Source organism: Faecalicatena orotica, assembly GCF_905197545.1.
In the GTDB taxonomy this organism is placed as follows: Bacteria; Bacillota; Clostridia; order Lachnospirales; family Lachnospiraceae; genus Faecalicatena_A; species Faecalicatena_A orotica.
On sequence record NZ_CAJJZH010000005.1, the window covers coordinates 1 to 14,930 of the forward strand.

19 protein-coding genes are annotated in these 14,930 nt (G+C 44.6%); 10 read left to right on the plus strand and 9 right to left on the minus strand.

Translation table 11 applies throughout. The annotated features are described in order from the left end of the window. Positions 1 to 704 precede the first annotated feature (704 nt). A complete protein-coding gene (locus ABIN22_RS11675) occupies positions 705 to 1,385 on the minus strand; it encodes a hypothetical protein (RefSeq protein WP_346908809.1) in 681 nt (226 codons plus the stop codon). Then, entirely contained in the window at positions 1,369 to 2,088 is a 720-nt protein-coding gene (locus tag ABIN22_RS11680) for an SH2 domain-containing protein (protein WP_346908811.1), read from the minus strand. The genes ABIN22_RS11675 and ABIN22_RS11680 overlap by 17 nt, the downstream gene beginning before the upstream one ends. 376 nt (positions 2,089 to 2,464) lie before the next feature. On the opposite strand from ABIN22_RS11680, the gene ABIN22_RS11685 reads away from it, so the two are divergent. From ABIN22_RS11685 to ABIN22_RS11725, 9 genes are all read left to right on the plus strand, one after another. Next, the gene (locus ABIN22_RS11685; RefSeq protein ID WP_181368795.1) at positions 2,465 to 2,767 is read left to right on the plus strand and encodes a WXG100 family type VII secretion target; all 303 of its coding nucleotides are present in this window, start codon (positions 2,465 to 2,467) and stop codon (positions 2,765 to 2,767) included. A gap of 52 nt (positions 2,768 to 2,819) precedes the next feature. Next, positions 2,820 to 3,134, plus strand: coding sequence for a WXG100 family type VII secretion target (locus ABIN22_RS11690; RefSeq protein WP_118622148.1), 315 nt, complete (start codon positions 2,820 to 2,822; stop codon positions 3,132 to 3,134). A gap of 71 nt (positions 3,135 to 3,205) precedes the next feature. Next, positions 3,206 to 3,568: a hypothetical protein gene (locus ABIN22_RS11695; protein ID WP_346908814.1), complete on the plus strand. Its 363-nt coding sequence runs from the start codon at positions 3,206 to 3,208 to the stop codon at positions 3,566 to 3,568. Positions 3,569 to 3,598: 30 nt separating this feature from the next. After that, positions 3,599 to 3,901: a WXG100 family type VII secretion target gene (locus ABIN22_RS11700; RefSeq protein WP_346908816.1), complete on the plus strand. Its 303-nt coding sequence runs from the start codon at positions 3,599 to 3,601 to the stop codon at positions 3,899 to 3,901. A 36-nt stretch (positions 3,902 to 3,937) separates the two neighbouring features. Then, on the plus strand, positions 3,938 to 4,255 hold the full coding sequence (locus ABIN22_RS11705) for a WXG100 family type VII secretion target (protein WP_109732778.1): 318 nt from the start codon (positions 3,938 to 3,940) through the stop codon (positions 4,253 to 4,255). Between the two features lie 50 nt (positions 4,256 to 4,305). After that, on the plus strand, positions 4,306 to 5,040 hold the full coding sequence (locus ABIN22_RS11710) for a hypothetical protein (protein ID WP_346908818.1): 735 nt from the start codon (positions 4,306 to 4,308) through the stop codon (positions 5,038 to 5,040). Positions 5,041 to 5,086: 46 nt separating this feature from the next. Further along, the gene (locus tag ABIN22_RS11715) at positions 5,087 to 5,395 is read left to right on the plus strand and encodes a hypothetical protein (RefSeq protein WP_346908820.1); all 309 of its coding nucleotides are present in this window, start codon (positions 5,087 to 5,089) and stop codon (positions 5,393 to 5,395) included. Further along, complete coding sequence (locus ABIN22_RS11720) at positions 5,392 to 5,955, plus strand: FHA domain-containing protein (RefSeq protein WP_346908822.1); 564 nt, start codon at positions 5,392 to 5,394, stop codon at positions 5,953 to 5,955. Before ABIN22_RS11715 ends, ABIN22_RS11720 begins: the two co-directional genes overlap by 4 nt. 87 nt (positions 5,956 to 6,042) lie before the next feature. Continuing rightward, positions 6,043 to 6,363, plus strand: coding sequence for a hypothetical protein (locus ABIN22_RS11725; RefSeq protein WP_109732782.1), 321 nt, complete (start codon positions 6,043 to 6,045; stop codon positions 6,361 to 6,363). A 37-nt stretch (positions 6,364 to 6,400) separates the two neighbouring features. Here ABIN22_RS11725 and ABIN22_RS11730 read toward each other — a convergent pair whose 3' ends face one another. Continuing rightward, positions 6,401 to 7,861 (minus strand): helix-turn-helix domain-containing protein, encoded by a 1,461-nt coding sequence (locus tag ABIN22_RS11730; RefSeq protein WP_109732783.1) that lies wholly within the window; start codon positions 7,859 to 7,861, stop codon positions 6,401 to 6,403. A 266-nt stretch (positions 7,862 to 8,127) separates the two neighbouring features. Between ABIN22_RS11730 and ABIN22_RS11735 the strand changes: the two genes are divergently transcribed. Then, entirely contained in the window at positions 8,128 to 10,899 is a 2,772-nt protein-coding gene (locus tag ABIN22_RS11735) for a cation-translocating P-type ATPase (RefSeq protein WP_346908825.1), read from the plus strand. A 22-nt stretch (positions 10,900 to 10,921) separates the two neighbouring features. Here the strand turns inward: ABIN22_RS11735 and ABIN22_RS11740 are convergent, their stop codons facing one another. The 6 genes from ABIN22_RS11740 to ABIN22_RS11765 are packed head-to-tail and all read right to left on the minus strand — an operon-like array spanning position 10,922 to position 14,915. Further along, positions 10,922 to 11,977: a type IV pilus twitching motility protein PilT gene (locus tag ABIN22_RS11740; protein WP_109732785.1), complete on the minus strand. Its 1,056-nt coding sequence runs from the start codon at positions 11,975 to 11,977 to the stop codon at positions 10,922 to 10,924. A gap of 50 nt (positions 11,978 to 12,027) precedes the next feature. Continuing rightward, positions 12,028 to 12,522: a hypothetical protein gene (locus ABIN22_RS11745; protein ID WP_346908827.1), complete on the minus strand. Its 495-nt coding sequence runs from the start codon at positions 12,520 to 12,522 to the stop codon at positions 12,028 to 12,030. After that, complete coding sequence (locus ABIN22_RS11750; protein WP_109732787.1) at positions 12,509 to 12,973, minus strand: hypothetical protein; 465 nt, start codon at positions 12,971 to 12,973, stop codon at positions 12,509 to 12,511. The genes ABIN22_RS11745 and ABIN22_RS11750 overlap by 14 nt, the downstream gene beginning before the upstream one ends. Positions 12,974 to 13,005: 32 nt before the next feature. Further along, a complete protein-coding gene (locus ABIN22_RS11755; protein ID WP_346908829.1) occupies positions 13,006 to 13,494 on the minus strand; it encodes a DUF4860 domain-containing protein in 489 nt (162 codons plus the stop codon). A 2-nt stretch (positions 13,495 to 13,496) separates the two neighbouring features. Next, positions 13,497 to 13,826 (minus strand): G protein-coupled receptor family protein, encoded by a 330-nt coding sequence (locus ABIN22_RS11760; RefSeq protein ID WP_109732789.1) that lies wholly within the window; start codon positions 13,824 to 13,826, stop codon positions 13,497 to 13,499. A gap of 36 nt (positions 13,827 to 13,862) precedes the next feature. After that, positions 13,863 to 14,915 (minus strand): type II secretion system F family protein, encoded by a 1,053-nt coding sequence (locus ABIN22_RS11765; protein WP_346908832.1) that lies wholly within the window; start codon positions 14,913 to 14,915, stop codon positions 13,863 to 13,865. Between the last annotated feature and the right edge of the window lie 15 nt (positions 14,916 to 14,930).

Genomic DNA, 14,930 nt, shown 5'->3' on the forward strand with positions numbered 1-14,930 from the left:
CATGTTCGCGTATAATCTTCAAGTATCTAAATGTATAGTAAAAACTTAATTTTTTATCTGAACAGTTAGGATGTTGTCATTTTCAGGAGCTATGGAACAAGTGTTCCCAGTCACATATTCTGCAAGGCACACTTGGAAGGAATCTATAATTTTGCTCATTGCGTTTCAGTTTATGAAAGACTATGCTATTTAATTAGCATTGTATTTGCTTTTTCACCATGATAAAATATTTATGTATAATTGAAAAGAAGTCAGAGGATAGTCTGATGGTTTCCTTCGGAAATAATCGAAGGAGGAAATGTAGCATGAATACACTTGAAGTGTTGACATTAGTGCTGGTGATTTTTACAGCACTTGCTTACATAGATAATCATCAGAATAAAAAATAGCTATCCTCTACGCCCATAGAGGATAGCTGGTAACTATAAATTACTCTAGTAATCCGAGGTGCAATCATCAGACATACCGAAGTCTTTTGATTACTTCTAAGTACATTATACACGGGGGGCTTGAATTTTTCAAGTCCTCTTTTTCAATAAGGTTATTTAAAGTTGCCTACGTGTTACTGTTTATTTCAAGTCGCCTTCGGCGAGAAGCAGATGCCCTGAGACCATCACTTTATTGGCCCGATGCCGTGCAGCAGGGTGCACGGCACGGTGTGAACAGTAACTTTAAATGTTGAAAGCTTTCTCTTTATAATGATATTATAAATTGCCAATATTCATAATTAAATTTCCACCTCCATATGTGTATGTTATATTGTATGTTCTTAAATTAGTTATGCCTAAACCTGTATTTGAATTATAGTAACTACCACTATAAGTTACGTTACAGTTTTTATAACTATTAGAAAAGTAATAAGAGGTGGAGGTTAAAGCAAATTCATAAACAGAAATACCTGCTTGATAGCCAATACTATTTACAGAAGTATACTGATATACGCCAGCATCTACGCCATTTGCATTTAAAGTGAACGCACCATAATAACTGCTGTTTCCATTTGCTTGCAAATAACAAAATTGTGTAAAGGTTCCTCTTGTTAAAGGCGGTTTAACAGGATCAATTTTAATGGTATCAGCAGAGCTATCAATGCTTTGCATTTGAGTATAGTCTGCAACTAGGCTAGATTTAAACTCGTCCAAAGACATACTTAAAATATTATCTTTAATTTCTTGAACATTAAGATTATTCTTCTCTAATTCATCCACAGATAAAAAGTAGAAATCTGTTCCATATTCATTATTAAAATCATCAAGAACTTCTCGGTACTGAGACAATGATTCATCAACCTGATCTAAGCCTTTTGCTGAAACGGAAACATCAGTTAACAAACAAAATAAACATATAATAATTATTGCTGACATTATTCTACTTATTTTTTTCATTTTTATTCCTCCTAAGCTCTTGTGTGCGATAATCAGCTATGATCTCGTTCATCCAAGTGAGTGCCTCTTTAGAATTTAGCACTTGATAATACGAGATACCACCATTTATTTGAGATTTCATAATATTTATACATTCTTCACTAAAGCCAGTATCTTTCTTTGTATATTTATCTAAAACACAGATAATATCATAAATTGCTTGTGCATCGGAATTATTCTTTGAAGATAAAGTGATTTCTTCCCGTGTTTGTTTTTCAACCGGCTCTATAAATGTAATGGTCAAAGAGACTGTTTCAGCAGTTTGAAGTATGGAATTTAGTTGATTTCTAGAAATAATGTTGTAAAACTTATCATTAACTTTCAAAATATTTCCAGATAAGAATATTTCTATAAATGTTTTTACGTTGTTATGATTTATATTGATTTGATAATCATAATTATTAATCTCATTATGCTCATTTAGAGAATTAACATCTTCATACCTGTTTATATAGTCTAAAATCTTATTAAACATAAATGTTGAACTCGTTGTATACTTCATGCTTTGTTTATTGTCAAGTTTTATGATTTCAATAGTATTTGATGAATACACAGTTTGTTTTTGTATTTGTACGTTATATAGCAAATAAGTCACGGTTGCCAGTGTAATGACAATACCGAATGCAATAAATATTTGAGAATAATTTTTTCTATTCCATTTCACATAAAATCACATCCTTTCAACAAAATTTGATTATGGAGTGTTAATACTCTAAGCTTGTAACCATCTCCCCCCTTATAATGACAAATTTCAGTTAATTGTTATAAAAACATTAAGTATTTATATTTTTATGTTACTAATAAATAATTAATTTGTCAATTTGTGGTTTGAAATTTGGACATCAATATCTAACGAGTAAAAAATGTTACTCGTTAATTAATGTTTAAACAGTACCCCCTTATTTTCTCACCCTCATCATCCGTTCATCCCGTGAAATGTGCCGTCCGTCAGGAATTATAAAAAGCAGATTTAAAACTGTTATGATATGTACATCAAAGAGATACAGCACTCAGATAAGTATGAAACGGAGGAATTGAAAATGTCAGATTTTACAGTATCAATCAATGATTTAAAAACAAAGGTGGATTCTTTGAGACAGTTAAATGCACAGTTTAAGAGCCAGATCAATGAGCTGGAGGGAACAGAAGCTAACTTAAACGGGATGTGGGAAGGGCAGGCAAGGGAAAGTTTCCATAATGCATTTGCCAGTGACAAGGTGCAGATGGATAACTTTTACAACGCGGTAGAAGTGTATGCACAAAGGCTGGAGGCAATCGCAGCCAGATATGCGCAGGCAGAGGCAACGAATGTAGAGATCGCAAATGAGAGAACATACAAGTAAATCGTGTAACTGCTCAGAACAAACATAAAATCACAGAAAAGGAGAACTTATCATGGAAGGAATCATTAAAGTATCACCGCAGTTATTAACAAATACAGCATCAGAGTTCAGCAGCCAGGGGGCGGCAGTCAATAGTCTTACAGGGGAGATGATGAATCTGATCACGGGAATGTCTTCCACATGGGAAGGCGATGCGGCAGCAGCATATATTAACAAGTTTAAAGGACTGGAGGATGATATCCAGAGAATGGTGCGCATGATTCAGGAGCACAGCAGTGATCTCGAGGAGATGGCACAGGTATATGCACAGTCTGATTCCGCAAATGCGGACGAGGCAAACAGCCTTTCCTCAGACGTCATTATTTAGCCGGTTTGATGTAACTGTCCGGAAATTTGGACAGGAACACACAAGACATATCCGGGAGGAGAAGAGTAACCGTGAATTATATTGATTTCAAGATTGTTCAGGCAGCCGGGGAGAGGCTGTCTGAACAGATTTCCATATTGAGGGAACTGAAAGAGGAACTGACACTGGCGGAATATAAGATCAGAGACATGGCCTATATGGATGAGACAATATATCTTCTCCGAAGAAGCAGGGATGAGCTGCAGGAGGAGATGGATATTCTCCGGTGTATGGCTCAGTGTCTGGAAGAGGGGGGAGCGCTGTACAAAAAAACGGAGCAGGGGATTGCAGATACCTATGACCTGGAGAGGATCGTCTATCCAAAGACAGTGTTTGGAACGAGCCATATCTCGGGTCTGGACGGATATGAAAATCTGTTGGCATTCCACATCTGATTATGACGGAAAAATGGACGGGGGATTATCATGGGAACTTATATGAAAGTATCGACGCAGAGGCTGGAGGAGGACAAAGCTGCAATTCAGAATGAGCTAAAAGGGGTCAGCCAGTCTGTGGAGGAACTGTCACAGGAAATGCAGCTTTTGGGACAGACCTGGGAAGGCCCTGCCTGGGCCGCATTTCAGAATCAGGCTGCATCAGATATCGAAAACATGCAGGCGATATATGAAAAGCTGTCTGCTTATATCAGCCATATGGAATATGCGGCAAGGGAATACCGGACATGTGAAAACCAAGTGGGAAATTTGATTGACCGTATCCGGATATAGTATCCCGGAGGCAGAAAGCAGGCAGGAGAGTGAATCATGGAGCAGATTCGTATTAAGGTGGAGACCGCTGTACTGGAAGCACGTGCAGACGCGGTGGAGCAGAAGATTAAAAATGTAAGGCAGCGGTTTGATAAAATCGGTGAGACTGTGGCAAATTCCCGCAGTTACTGGGAAGGAGACGCCAATGACGCGCACCGGAGGGAATATCAGGAGTATCAGGAAGAGATCGCGGAGGCGCTTTCCAGATTTCAGGAAAATGTAACAGACCTCCGCAGGATTGCAGGCATATATCGTGAAGCAGATCAGGCGGCGAACGAGCTGAACCACGATCTGCCGGCAGATATCATTCTATAAACAGACCGTTCATAGTGCAGGGAATCAAAGACAGGAGGAAAGGGAAGAAAATGATGAACAGAAAAAAGTGTGTAATTTATCTGACAGCGGCAGTTATGTTGTTCTGTGCAGGCTGCGGAAGCCAAAAAGAGAAACAGACAGATGCCGGGGATAAAAAAGAGGCGAGCCAGCCAGCAGAAACAGGAAATCAAGATGAGAGTAAGACAAAGCCCGAAAAGGATGCCGACACACTATCTAAGGCAAATGACATTGCAGCTATATACCGGTTTGAACTGGACGGACATACCTATCAGCTCCCATTTCCCGTATCAGAACTGGAGGAGAACGGATGGACGCTCAGGGAGGGGGATGCCGGACAGACTATGGAAGGAATGAGTTATATTATTACATCGATGACCGATGCCAACGGCAGTTCCGTGCGGCTGAACGTTGTGAATCTGACGGATCAGGAACAGCAGTTAAAAGACTGTGAAATAGGAGGTATTATGATATACGCCAAGGGTGCGTCCAATGTGCGTTTTCAGACGGCAGACGGAATTTCACTTAGCAGTACGCCGGCAGATATCAAGAAAACATATGGAACGGATGAGCCAGTTTTTTCTGAATCAACATCTCAGGATGATACAACAACTATTGGGTATAAGTTCTATAAAGGACAGACAGATGATTTAAGGATGCCATCAGTTAATTCCATTCAATCAGACGAGGATACACTAAGATTCACCGTAGATGAAAACCAGAAGCTTACAGGGATAGAATTGCAGTATTTTGGAAGTATACAATGACGATTGCACTGAGTAGCCCGGTCAGCCGTTTTGGGGGAAGAAAGATATGAATGAATTTAAATTTGATTTTCTGACGGCAGGACAAGAGATGGAACGGCTGGGTGAAACGGCAGAAAAGCTCCGGCAGACTGCCGCAGGCCCTTATGGAGATACCATTCATGAGCTTATGCAGGGCTGGCAGGGCGAAGCAGGTATAAAATTCCTACACAAGGCAGAACTCCTTAAGGATAAAATGGACAGTACGTGTATGCTTATCGTGCAGGCGAAGGAAGCCCTGCATCAGGCTGCTGTAAAGGCAGAGCTTATGGAAAAGAGAGCAAAGGAGATTGCGGAAGACCGCATAGGAAACAGATGAGCAATCAAGGATGGACAGTACTGATTTTTATACTTCTCGTTATAGTTATAGCTGTGGCATTCGTTATTTACAAGCTCGCAGCAGGCAGGGCAGACAGGCGCAGGGAGTATCAGAACCAGCAGAAGAATATTCTGGTACAGAACGGGATAGATGTAAAAAAACAGATGCTGGGCTCCGGAAAAGGGGAATATTTTTCGGGAAACTTAAGAGAGTATGATACAAATTATATCAATGGCCCCAGATATTCGACATGGAAGATTTCCTTTCAGGATATGGATACGGGCAGAATCTTTCAATATCGTTTTTCGCGGCAAATGACGATCGGGCGGATGCCGCCGACTGAAAAAGAAGAAGTCTGCCTTGTACTGGAAGGTGATGGGAAGGTATCAAAAAGGCATTGCATGATTTACGAGGGGGAAGGCACTCTCTGTCTGGCAGACCAGAATTCTAAAAATCATACTTATGTCAATGGGAAAAAGGCGGACAGCCCGGTTTTTCTCCACACTGGGGATGTCATTAAGGCGGGGGAAACCAGGCTGAAAGTCGAATTCGGACGGTAGGTTACAGACCCTCGCGGCAGTAGCCAAGGTCATGTAAACATGATTTTGGCTCGCTGCCTGCGGGAATAAAGGCAGGTGTAAGGAACAATGGCAAACAGAGATGAAATACAATTAAACTATAAAAAAACGCTGAGACAGGCCGATGAACTGGAAAGAATGGCACAGCGGATGAAAGCGCTGGCCGCACAGGCAGAGGAAGGAACGTCATCTGGAATCCGGAGTGTATGGGAAGGGGAATGTGCCGCTGATTACTGCCGGAAAGGGCAGAGAATTGCCATGCTGATGAGACAGCACAGCAATTCTCTTATGGAAACGGCAGCAGTCCTGCGCAGAGCGGCTGTCAACACATACCGGGCTGAGATGAGAAGTCTGGAGATCGCCGGAAAAAGAACATACAGGACTCTGTAACAGGTGCAGAGTCTTGTAGAAAAAGATTACAAAAGCCCTATGCGTGATTTTTCTTAATCAAGTGTAAGAGTCTGGATACAGTCTCATCTGCAGGGTAGAAAAAGTCTTCGTTCAGTGTACTTAGATAGTCATAAAACGCGAACAGAAGGCTTGGTTCTTCCAGATTCAGATAGACCAGATTGCCGTCCGCGGACGAAAACAGAAGATATCCGCTGTGCGCCGTAACATAAATGCAGAGGCTGCTTAGGGAAACGGGAGTGTCCGGTCGCAGCATACGGTACTTCTCGTTTTTGCATGCATTGACTAGGGTGCGCACGGCCAGAACCCTGTCGGAATATTCAATCGGGCTGTAGACGGCATCCGGAAGCTCAAAGATACGGCCGGTCTTCAGAAAGTGCATGACACCGGCTTCCGTAAACATGAAATGTGTGGATACCGTTTTTACGATTTCTGATTTTTGTCTTATGTACTGCTTTACCGATAAAACGAACTGATCCCGTCCCGGCAGAGCCCTTGACAGGTATTTTTCGGGAAAAGAAAGTGGAATCAGCGGTATGAGGCAGGGTTCCATCTGATAGGAATACCCTGTCTTTTCCCCGATATCAAGGTTGTCTAAATAATCAAATTGTGTGAAGACAGAATCAATCTTACATACAACAGGCGTAGTTTCTGCTTTCAGGTCATCAAAGATCGACTGAAATTTTTGAAGCGTGTTTTTGCAGATAAATAAAATACCATACTTAAGCTGCGGCGAAAATGTGATGGCATATTCAGAGGTTATGACCAGAGAGGAAAGCAGATTAAAATTGCTGTTATGCGAATTAATACTGTCATAATAGCAGAATGGTGTGTAATCACACAGGCAGGTGTAGTACATGGGTATTATCTTCTGAAGGCAGCAGAGGTTATAATCCCGTTTATCAGAAGTAATTTTATCGGTGTTATTCAGGCATATAATATGGTCTATTTTCAGATTCGGTTTATTTTTACTGATGGAGGCCAGAATTTCCATGAAATCATCAGAATCCGGCTGAAAAAGAAGCTTGATATGACCATGTTCCTTCTGTGACTCCAGTGCCATTATCGTGTATATTGTATGATATAGCTTTGTCCTGCCTGAAATAGAGCGGTTATCGGAGAACTGTTCCGGGTTCAGGTCGTTTGAAAAAAAGGAGGAGATATCAGCAATATCATCCATCTTGCCTGAAAAATTTCCGATGAAGTCCTGTATTGTTTTCCGGCGGTAATAGGTTTCGTATCCGGTAACTGTAATCCGGTAGGCCTCCACCAGTTCTCTGCATTCTGTCGGTGTCAGACGCATATAGTCAGCCATTTTATGTACCAGTTCTTCTGAACCCGGATTCCTTTTCCCGCTGATCAGCTTATACATATTGGAGCGGTCCACCCCGCAGTATTGTGCCAGCAGGTTTGTTTTTATATTTTTTGACTTAATATATTCGGATAAAATTTTTGAAAACATAGTTGGTAAATTTGTCATAAAGCGGCCCCCCTAAAAAGTATAATAAAATGATAAGAAAAAGGGCTTAAAATATCCATAATTTTCCTTAAAAATTGTTGACCACAAAGTGTGACACATTTTTTGGCTTTCCCTTTTCCGAAAAAAAGATATAGAAATTCCTGAAAACATAAAGTTTATTTGTTATTTAAAAGTTTTTGATTTCTGAAAAGAAAACAGGACTAAACCTTACCATTCCGGCATACGATACATTAAGTATTGTACAAGCGTGAAAGGGGAGGTTATTTTTGTTTGAGGAAAAGTCTGTAAAAGAGATATCGGATCTGATGCATACGGACCGGGAGAACGGCCTGACAGAGGATGAGACTCGTGTGAGATTAAAAGAGTATGGTCCGAATATCTTAAAAGAGGGGAAAAAGAAAACGCCGGCGGAGGCGTTTTTAGAGCAGCTGAATGACCCGCTGATCTGTGTCCTGCTGGTTGCTGCTCTGGTTTCCTTTCTCTTAAAAGAAGTTAGTGATGCCATTATCATCGCGGTCGTTATAATCGTGAATGCTACGGTCGGTGTGATTCAGGAGGGGAAGGCCCAGAAGGCGCTCGAGTCGCTTAAAAAGCTGACAAGCCCGAAAGCTGTTGTGCGCCGGGGCGGGATTGTACGGGAAATTCCGGCGGCAGAACTTGTAAAGGGAGACCTTGTGATTTTGGAGGCAGGCGCACAGGTACCGGCCGATCTGCGTCTTGTGAAGACGTGGAATTTAAAGATTGAGGAGTCCGCGCTGACGGGAGAATCGCTCCCGGTTAATAAGGATGCGGATTTTCAGGCGTCCGGGGCGCTTCCGGTGGGCGACAGGAAGAATGAGGCATTCATGTCTACACTTGTAACCGGCGGAAGGGGAGAAGGGATTGTCATCGGTGCGGGAATGGAGACCGAGATTGGCAAGATCGCATCCATTATCAACGATGTTCCCAGAGAGTTTACACCACTTCAGAAGAAACTGGCTGACCTCGGGAAGATGCTAAGTATCGTGTCCGTCCTGCTGTGTGTGGCGTTGTTTGTCATTGCAGTCCTGCAGAAACGTAATATTTTAGAAATGCTGATTACAGCGATTTCACTGGCCGTTGCCGCAGTGCCGGAAGGACTGCCCGCCATCGTGACAATCGTACTGGCAATGAGTGTTTCGAAGATGGTAAAGGTACATACGATTGTCAGAAAGCTCCCTTCCGTAGAGACACTTGGTGCAGTCAATGTGGTGTGTTCGGATAAGACTGGCACGCTGACCCAGAACAAGATGACTGTTGTAAAATATTTTATAAATCAGAATGTTTATAAAAGCAGCGAAGCGGCGCCGGATATGCCGGATGAATTTCTGGAGGGGATGGCACTCTGTAACGATGCGGTGATAACGGACAAGGAGGAATTGGGGGACCCGACAGAACTGGCGCTTTTAAGATTTGCTGAAGGGTACCGCGCCAAAGGCGGTGCATCGGGATATACATCTGAAAATGCGGGGCGTTCGAGAAAAGAAGGTATGGAAGCAAGGATGCCCAGAGTTCAGGAAAAGGCATTTGACTCCCAGAGAAAAATGATGACTACGGTCCACCGTGGCCCGTCCGGATTTGTCTCTTACACAAAGGGGGCACCGGAAATGCTTCTGGGGCGGTGCACGAAGATTCTGGTCAACGGAAGGGCACAGACGATCACGGATTCCCACCGCAGGCAGATCCGCCGGGCAGTGGATGATTTCTCGGCACAGGCTCTGCGGGTGTTAGCAGTGGCTGTCAGGCGGGGGGAGAAAGATGTACATGAGGACGGACTGACATTTGTGGGACTGGCCGGTATGATCGACCCGGTCAGACCTGAGGCAAAGGCTGCAGTTGAGCGGTTTAAAGAGGCTTCTGTCCGCACCGTTATGATTACGGGGGACCACATAGATACGGCGTTTGCCATTGCAAGAGAACTTGGAATTGCAAAGAAGATAGATGAATGCATGACCGGGGAAGAGCTGGAAAATCTCTCGGACGTACAACTGAAAGAAAGGCTGAAGAGAACGAATGTATTTGCAAGGGTTTCACCGGAACATAAGGTAAGAATTGTGAAGGCACTGAAAGAAACGGGGAATATTGCGGCAATGACAGGTGACGGGGTCAACGATGCACCTTCCCTTAAGATGGCGGATATCGGTATCGCGATGGGGGTCACCGGGACGGATGTCGCAAAGAACGCGGCGGATATGATTCTGACGGATGATAACTTTGCTACCATAGAAAAGGCGATTGAGGAAGGAAGGGGCATCTATGAGAATATTAAGAAAACCGTCCTCTTCCTGCTTTCTTCGAATTTTGGAGAAATCATCACCATGTTTGCCGCGGTAATCATGGGAATGGCATCCCCGCTGAAAGCGAGTCACATTCTGTGGATCAACCTGATCACGGACTCTCTTCCGGCACTGGCGCTGGGGGTTGATAAAAATGATAAAGAAGCACTTATGAAACGTCCGCCGAGAAAAGCGAAGGAAGGATTGTTTGCAAACGGCGGGATTACGTGTACGGTATTCTATGGATGCCTGATTGCGGCAATCAGCCTTACGGCTTTTTTGAAGCTGCCGTGGGAAATACTGGCACAGCAGCAGAAAGCCTTTACGCTTGCAAACATCTCGGGGGTGTTCCAGTCTGCGGAGATTCTTGCAAGGGCACAGACGTATGCGTTTACGGTTCTAGGGATGTCACAGCTGTTCCATGCGCTTGGCATGAAAGATGTACATACCTCTGTCTTTTCGAGGAAACGGGACTTTAATCCGGTCATGCTTGCCGCATTTGGCGTTGGATTCTTCCTACAGGCCGCAGTCACAGAAGTTCCGTATCTGACCGTATTATTCGGAACGGCGGCACTGTCAATAAGAGAATGGGGAGCACTAATCGTACTTGCAGCATTCCCTGTACTTGCACATGAGATTTTCGTTTTGCTGGGAATCGTTGAGAAGGAGGGAGAAACAGGAGAGGACAGGGCAGATTCAAAGCCGGGCACAAGGCGCCGCCAGTTCGGGAAAGGCCTTAGATAGCCTTTCCTGCTGAAAATGGCTGTTACAGTTTTTTCCCGAGCATTTCTGGATTGGAAGCGTAGGTCAGGGCGGTCTCCTTCGTGATTGTTCCGCTCTGGCAGAGCTTTAGAAGGTTGGAATCCATCGATACCATGTCCTCTTTTACGGAGGAATAGATGAGGCCGTCTATCTGGTGGACCTTATTGTCACGGATCATATTGCGGATCGCGGGGGTAACTGTCATGATCTCGAATACAGGAGTTACCTTTCCGTCTGTTGTCGGCACGAGCTGCTGTGACACAACGGCGTTCAGAACCATAGAAAGCTGGACGGCAATCTGCCTCTGCTGGTTGGACGGGAATACGTCGATGATTCTGTCGATCGTGTTAGCCGCACCGATAGTATGGAGCGTAGAGAATAGAAGGTGTCCGGTCTCCGCGGCCGTCATGGCGACTGTGATCGTTTCATAATCGCGCATCTCACCCAGCAGGATGACGTTTGGGCTCTGCCGCAGGGCGGCACGCAGCGCAGTTACATAATTATCAGTATCCACGTTGATTTCACGCTGGCTGACAATACACCGGTTATGGCGGTGGAGGAATTCAAGGGGGTCCTCCAGCGTAATGATATGTTCATCCCTCGTTTTATTAATCTGATCAATAATGCAGGCAAGGGTAGTTGATTTGCCGCTTCCGGCAGGTCCCGTGACAAGCACCATTCCCTTGCTGCTGTTTCCGAGTTCCATGATATAATCCGGGATTCCAAGTTCTCTGTAATCAGGCAGCTGGAAGGTGATAATCCGAATGACCGCGGAGAGAGCGCCCCTTTGTTTGTAAGCGCTGACGCGGAAACGGGACACCCCCTGTATGGCGAACGAAAAATCATCATCGCCGTGTTTGTGGAGCTGACTGATATCGCGGTGCCCGGCCAGCCTGTAAATCTCATCTAATATGGCTTCTGTATCGGGCGGCAGCAGCCGGGTGTCATTCTCACGGCTGATGACTCCGTTGATCCGGCAGGATACAGGGAGGCCGGCTATGATAAAGACATCCGATGCGCCCTGTGAGACTGCCTGCTCTAATATTAATTTTGCGTCCATATATTTAATCTCTCCTTACTTCTAAAGATTTCACGGATTAAAACCCCTGCCTACTTCATCAGATTCAGGGTATCATCTCCGCTCCATTCCTGTGTTGCGACCACTTTCCACTGCCGGACCCGGCAGAAACCTTCGGAAATCCGGTCCGTGGGATTCAGTTCGAGGACAACCGACAGTGCCTGCTTTTCATCTACAGTAACCTGATACGCAACAGATGGTGTCCCAGTGGAAAAATCCATTTCCAGTGTGTCCCCAAAAGTGAGCTCACTGAGGCGGCTCTGTACTTCAGTGAAATATGTGTCCGGGGATTCTTTATAAGAATGTGCAAGTACTGCATCAATCGAGTCCAGTATCTCTTCTGCCTGATTGGAGGCTGTGTAATAATCCGTTCTGCGGTCCGCCAGCTTCTGGCTGAACTTGTAATCGCTCTGTGCGCTGGAAAGCGAGAGGGTGGCAAATGTTACAAGACACAGGACGAGGAAAATGACCAGTAGTGAAGAGGAACCAATGTTAACAAAAGGAGCTGATTTCTTATTCGTTTCCATTGCTGTACCTCCTTTGCAGGTGATGCGAAATATCAAGGGAATAGATGACACTGCCGTCTTTAAGCTTATTCATCTTCAGTTCTCCATTTAACATGGATTCGTCCTCTGTAAAACGGGTACTCAGACAATATACTGCATCCTTCTTTTTACAGGACTGGAAATCCTCATTATAGTATATTTCAATGCCGGAGCCGCCGGATACCTCTGATTCGGGATATTCTGCTTTGAGCAGGCTGGCAGCGGACGGGATATCATCGGATACATGGATGAGTTCTGCGGCACTGGAGACTTCCGTAACGGCAGTATTAAGTTCCCAGGCGTCCCTGCTCAACAGATGTGATTTCACAAATAATTGTACACAAACAGCACTTGCCATCGAAAAAAAGAGGATCGCAAGGATCAGTTCCAATAGGAACAGACTGGAAGATTTTGCCCGGTTTCTGCGTGTCATAATTGTCTCCTTTGATTAAAATGATCTGTTACTTAGCGGGAAGTACTGTGTATGCTGACAACACAGGAAGCCTCCTGGCCGTCCTCATCTACACAGGTAAAGGAAAACGCCTGCTTTCCGGTCTGACTCATAGTAAAGGACCTGACCGGGAGAATGGTCTTTCCGGCGGCAGCATCAGCTTCCACACCATCCTTGATAAAGATTTCCTTCAAACTCCCCTGGTCCGTGTATATATAAGTAAAATAGGTTTCCTCGCTATATTCCTGCTTGATGACCAGAGCATCATTACCGTCAAACATGCCGATCGAGACATTCCCGTCTTCGTCACCCTGGTGGATTTTCTCGCTGATATAGGACATCGAGGTTCTGGCCGTGTAGTTCAGAGAAGAATGTTCTGTCGTAGACCGGTATATATTTGTGGCAAGCAGGATGACCGTCAGTGCTGACACTGCAAACATGAAGAACAATGCAACAGGAAATAAAAAATCGATCATATGGTTTCTCTGTGTCCGAAAACGCATTGTCAGTCCCCCTTCTCAATAATCGTCACATCCGGCAGGATGTTTGCGCCGCTTACCCTGTAATCCACATAAAAACGGCTCTCATCGTAGGTAAGCCCATAGTGGTCCTTCAGATAATCGAGGCTTTCCGGATAGGCACCCTCCACGGCATAACAGTATGTAATATTCCTGTTCAGCGCATTTTCCAGACTCTCCTTCTGACGCCTTAAGGTGCTGGACGACAAAGACTGGATTCCCTGATAAAACAGAATGATAATCAGCAGAAAAGCGCAGACCGAGAGAATAAACTTCCGGTAATTATGCTGTTTTTTCTGATATTGAAACCGGGCCATAAAGCACCTCCTTGGTATATGTGAAGTGGTCAGGGTCTAGATACTGGACATAATCCCCATCAGCGGCAGCATGACGGAGAGCAGGATGACTCCAACGATCAGTGAAAGCGCGATAACAAGTGTAGGTTCCAGAACGGCAAGGGCATTGTTCATCCGGTTATCGATGTCATCCTGATAAAGCCCGGCAATCTTTCCCATGACCTGGTCCATAGAACCGGTCTTTTCTCCGATGGAGGCCATACGGGCATACATGCCGGTAAAAATTCCTGAATCGTGGAGTGCCACGGACAAGTCGCTGCCCTCATTGATAAGATTCTGGCAGGAGTCGATCTTTTTCTGGAAATGAATATCATCATTCAATGCGGTTACCAGTTCCATGCTGCGTTCCGGATTCAGGCCGCTGCTTAAGGTCAGCGCCATTCCGCTTGCAAAACGGCAGGCCGCGATCTCTTCGAAGATTGCTCTTGTGAATTTCAGCTTGTACCCCAGCCTGCGGAATGTCTGTTTTCCGTGGGCCGTTCTTGTTCCATATAAAATCAGTGCCACGATGACCGCAAGGATCACGATCAACACGATAGAATACCGGTTAATTGCATTACCCAGATTCATTAATGTTCTGGAAAACCCGGTCATTTCGGTGCCAAGCTGGATGAAAACCTGATTGAAGATTGGCATAACCTTTACGAGAAGTACGACGATAACGACGACCATCATCCCTGCCATAATCAGCGGGTAAGTGACGGCATTCTTAATACTCTTTGAGATGGAGTCCTCCCTGTCGTAGTGCTCACTCAGTGCGGACATGACCTCATCCAGAGTTCCGGTCTCCTCCCCAATCTGTATCATATGCAGCATATAGGATGGAAAGAGCCCTGTATCGGCCAGTGCCTGGTACAGGCTTCCGGTTTCCTGAATATTTTCTAATACAGCCTGAAGTATCTGCTTTTCATCAGCAGACGACGCGTCTTCCAGCATGATTGTGACGCCTTCAACAGACGAGATGCCGGACTTCAGGATCAGGGCAATCTGCCCGCAGAAAGAAGAGACCTCCATATTTGAAAATGGCTTACCCTGCACTTGTTTCTCCATTGTGTGTCCTCCATT

What these genes read in the sequence shown, in the direction of transcription:
- ABIN22_RS11690 (WP_118622148.1), top strand. Translation starts at nt 2,820, where the DNA reads ATGGAAGGAATCATTAAAGTATCACCGCAGTTATTAACAAATACAGCA.
- ABIN22_RS11675 (WP_346908809.1), bottom strand. Translation starts at nt 1,385, where the DNA reads ATGAAAAAAATAAGTAGAATAATGTCAGCAATAATTATTATATGTTTA.
- ABIN22_RS11710 (WP_346908818.1), top strand. Translation starts at nt 4,306, where the DNA reads ATGATGAACAGAAAAAAGTGTGTAATTTATCTGACAGCGGCAGTTATG.
- ABIN22_RS11725 (WP_109732782.1), top strand. Translation starts at nt 6,043, where the DNA reads ATGGCAAACAGAGATGAAATACAATTAAACTATAAAAAAACGCTGAGA.
- ABIN22_RS11685 (WP_181368795.1), top strand. Translation starts at nt 2,465, where the DNA reads ATGTCAGATTTTACAGTATCAATCAATGATTTAAAAACAAAGGTGGAT.
- ABIN22_RS11700 (WP_346908816.1), top strand. Translation starts at nt 3,599, where the DNA reads ATGGGAACTTATATGAAAGTATCGACGCAGAGGCTGGAGGAGGACAAA.
- ABIN22_RS11745 (WP_346908827.1), bottom strand. Translation starts at nt 12,522, where the DNA reads ATGGAAACGAATAAGAAATCAGCTCCTTTTGTTAACATTGGTTCCTCT.
- ABIN22_RS11730 (WP_109732783.1), bottom strand. Translation starts at nt 7,861, where the DNA reads ATGACAAATTTACCAACTATGTTTTCAAAAATTTTATCCGAATATATT.
- ABIN22_RS11705 (WP_109732778.1), top strand. Translation starts at nt 3,938, where the DNA reads ATGGAGCAGATTCGTATTAAGGTGGAGACCGCTGTACTGGAAGCACGT.
- ABIN22_RS11765 (WP_346908832.1), bottom strand. Translation starts at nt 14,915, where the DNA reads ATGGAGAAACAAGTGCAGGGTAAGCCATTTTCAAATATGGAGGTCTCT.
- ABIN22_RS11755 (WP_346908829.1), bottom strand. Translation starts at nt 13,494, where the DNA reads ATGCGTTTTCGGACACAGAGAAACCATATGATCGATTTTTTATTTCCT.
- ABIN22_RS11720 (WP_346908822.1), top strand. Translation starts at nt 5,392, where the DNA reads ATGAGCAATCAAGGATGGACAGTACTGATTTTTATACTTCTCGTTATA.
- ABIN22_RS11715 (WP_346908820.1), top strand. Translation starts at nt 5,087, where the DNA reads ATGAATGAATTTAAATTTGATTTTCTGACGGCAGGACAAGAGATGGAA.
- ABIN22_RS11750 (WP_109732787.1), bottom strand. Translation starts at nt 12,973, where the DNA reads ATGACACGCAGAAACCGGGCAAAATCTTCCAGTCTGTTCCTATTGGAA.
- ABIN22_RS11760 (WP_109732789.1), bottom strand. Translation starts at nt 13,826, where the DNA reads ATGGCCCGGTTTCAATATCAGAAAAAACAGCATAATTACCGGAAGTTT.
- ABIN22_RS11740 (WP_109732785.1), bottom strand. Translation starts at nt 11,977, where the DNA reads ATGGACGCAAAATTAATATTAGAGCAGGCAGTCTCACAGGGCGCATCG.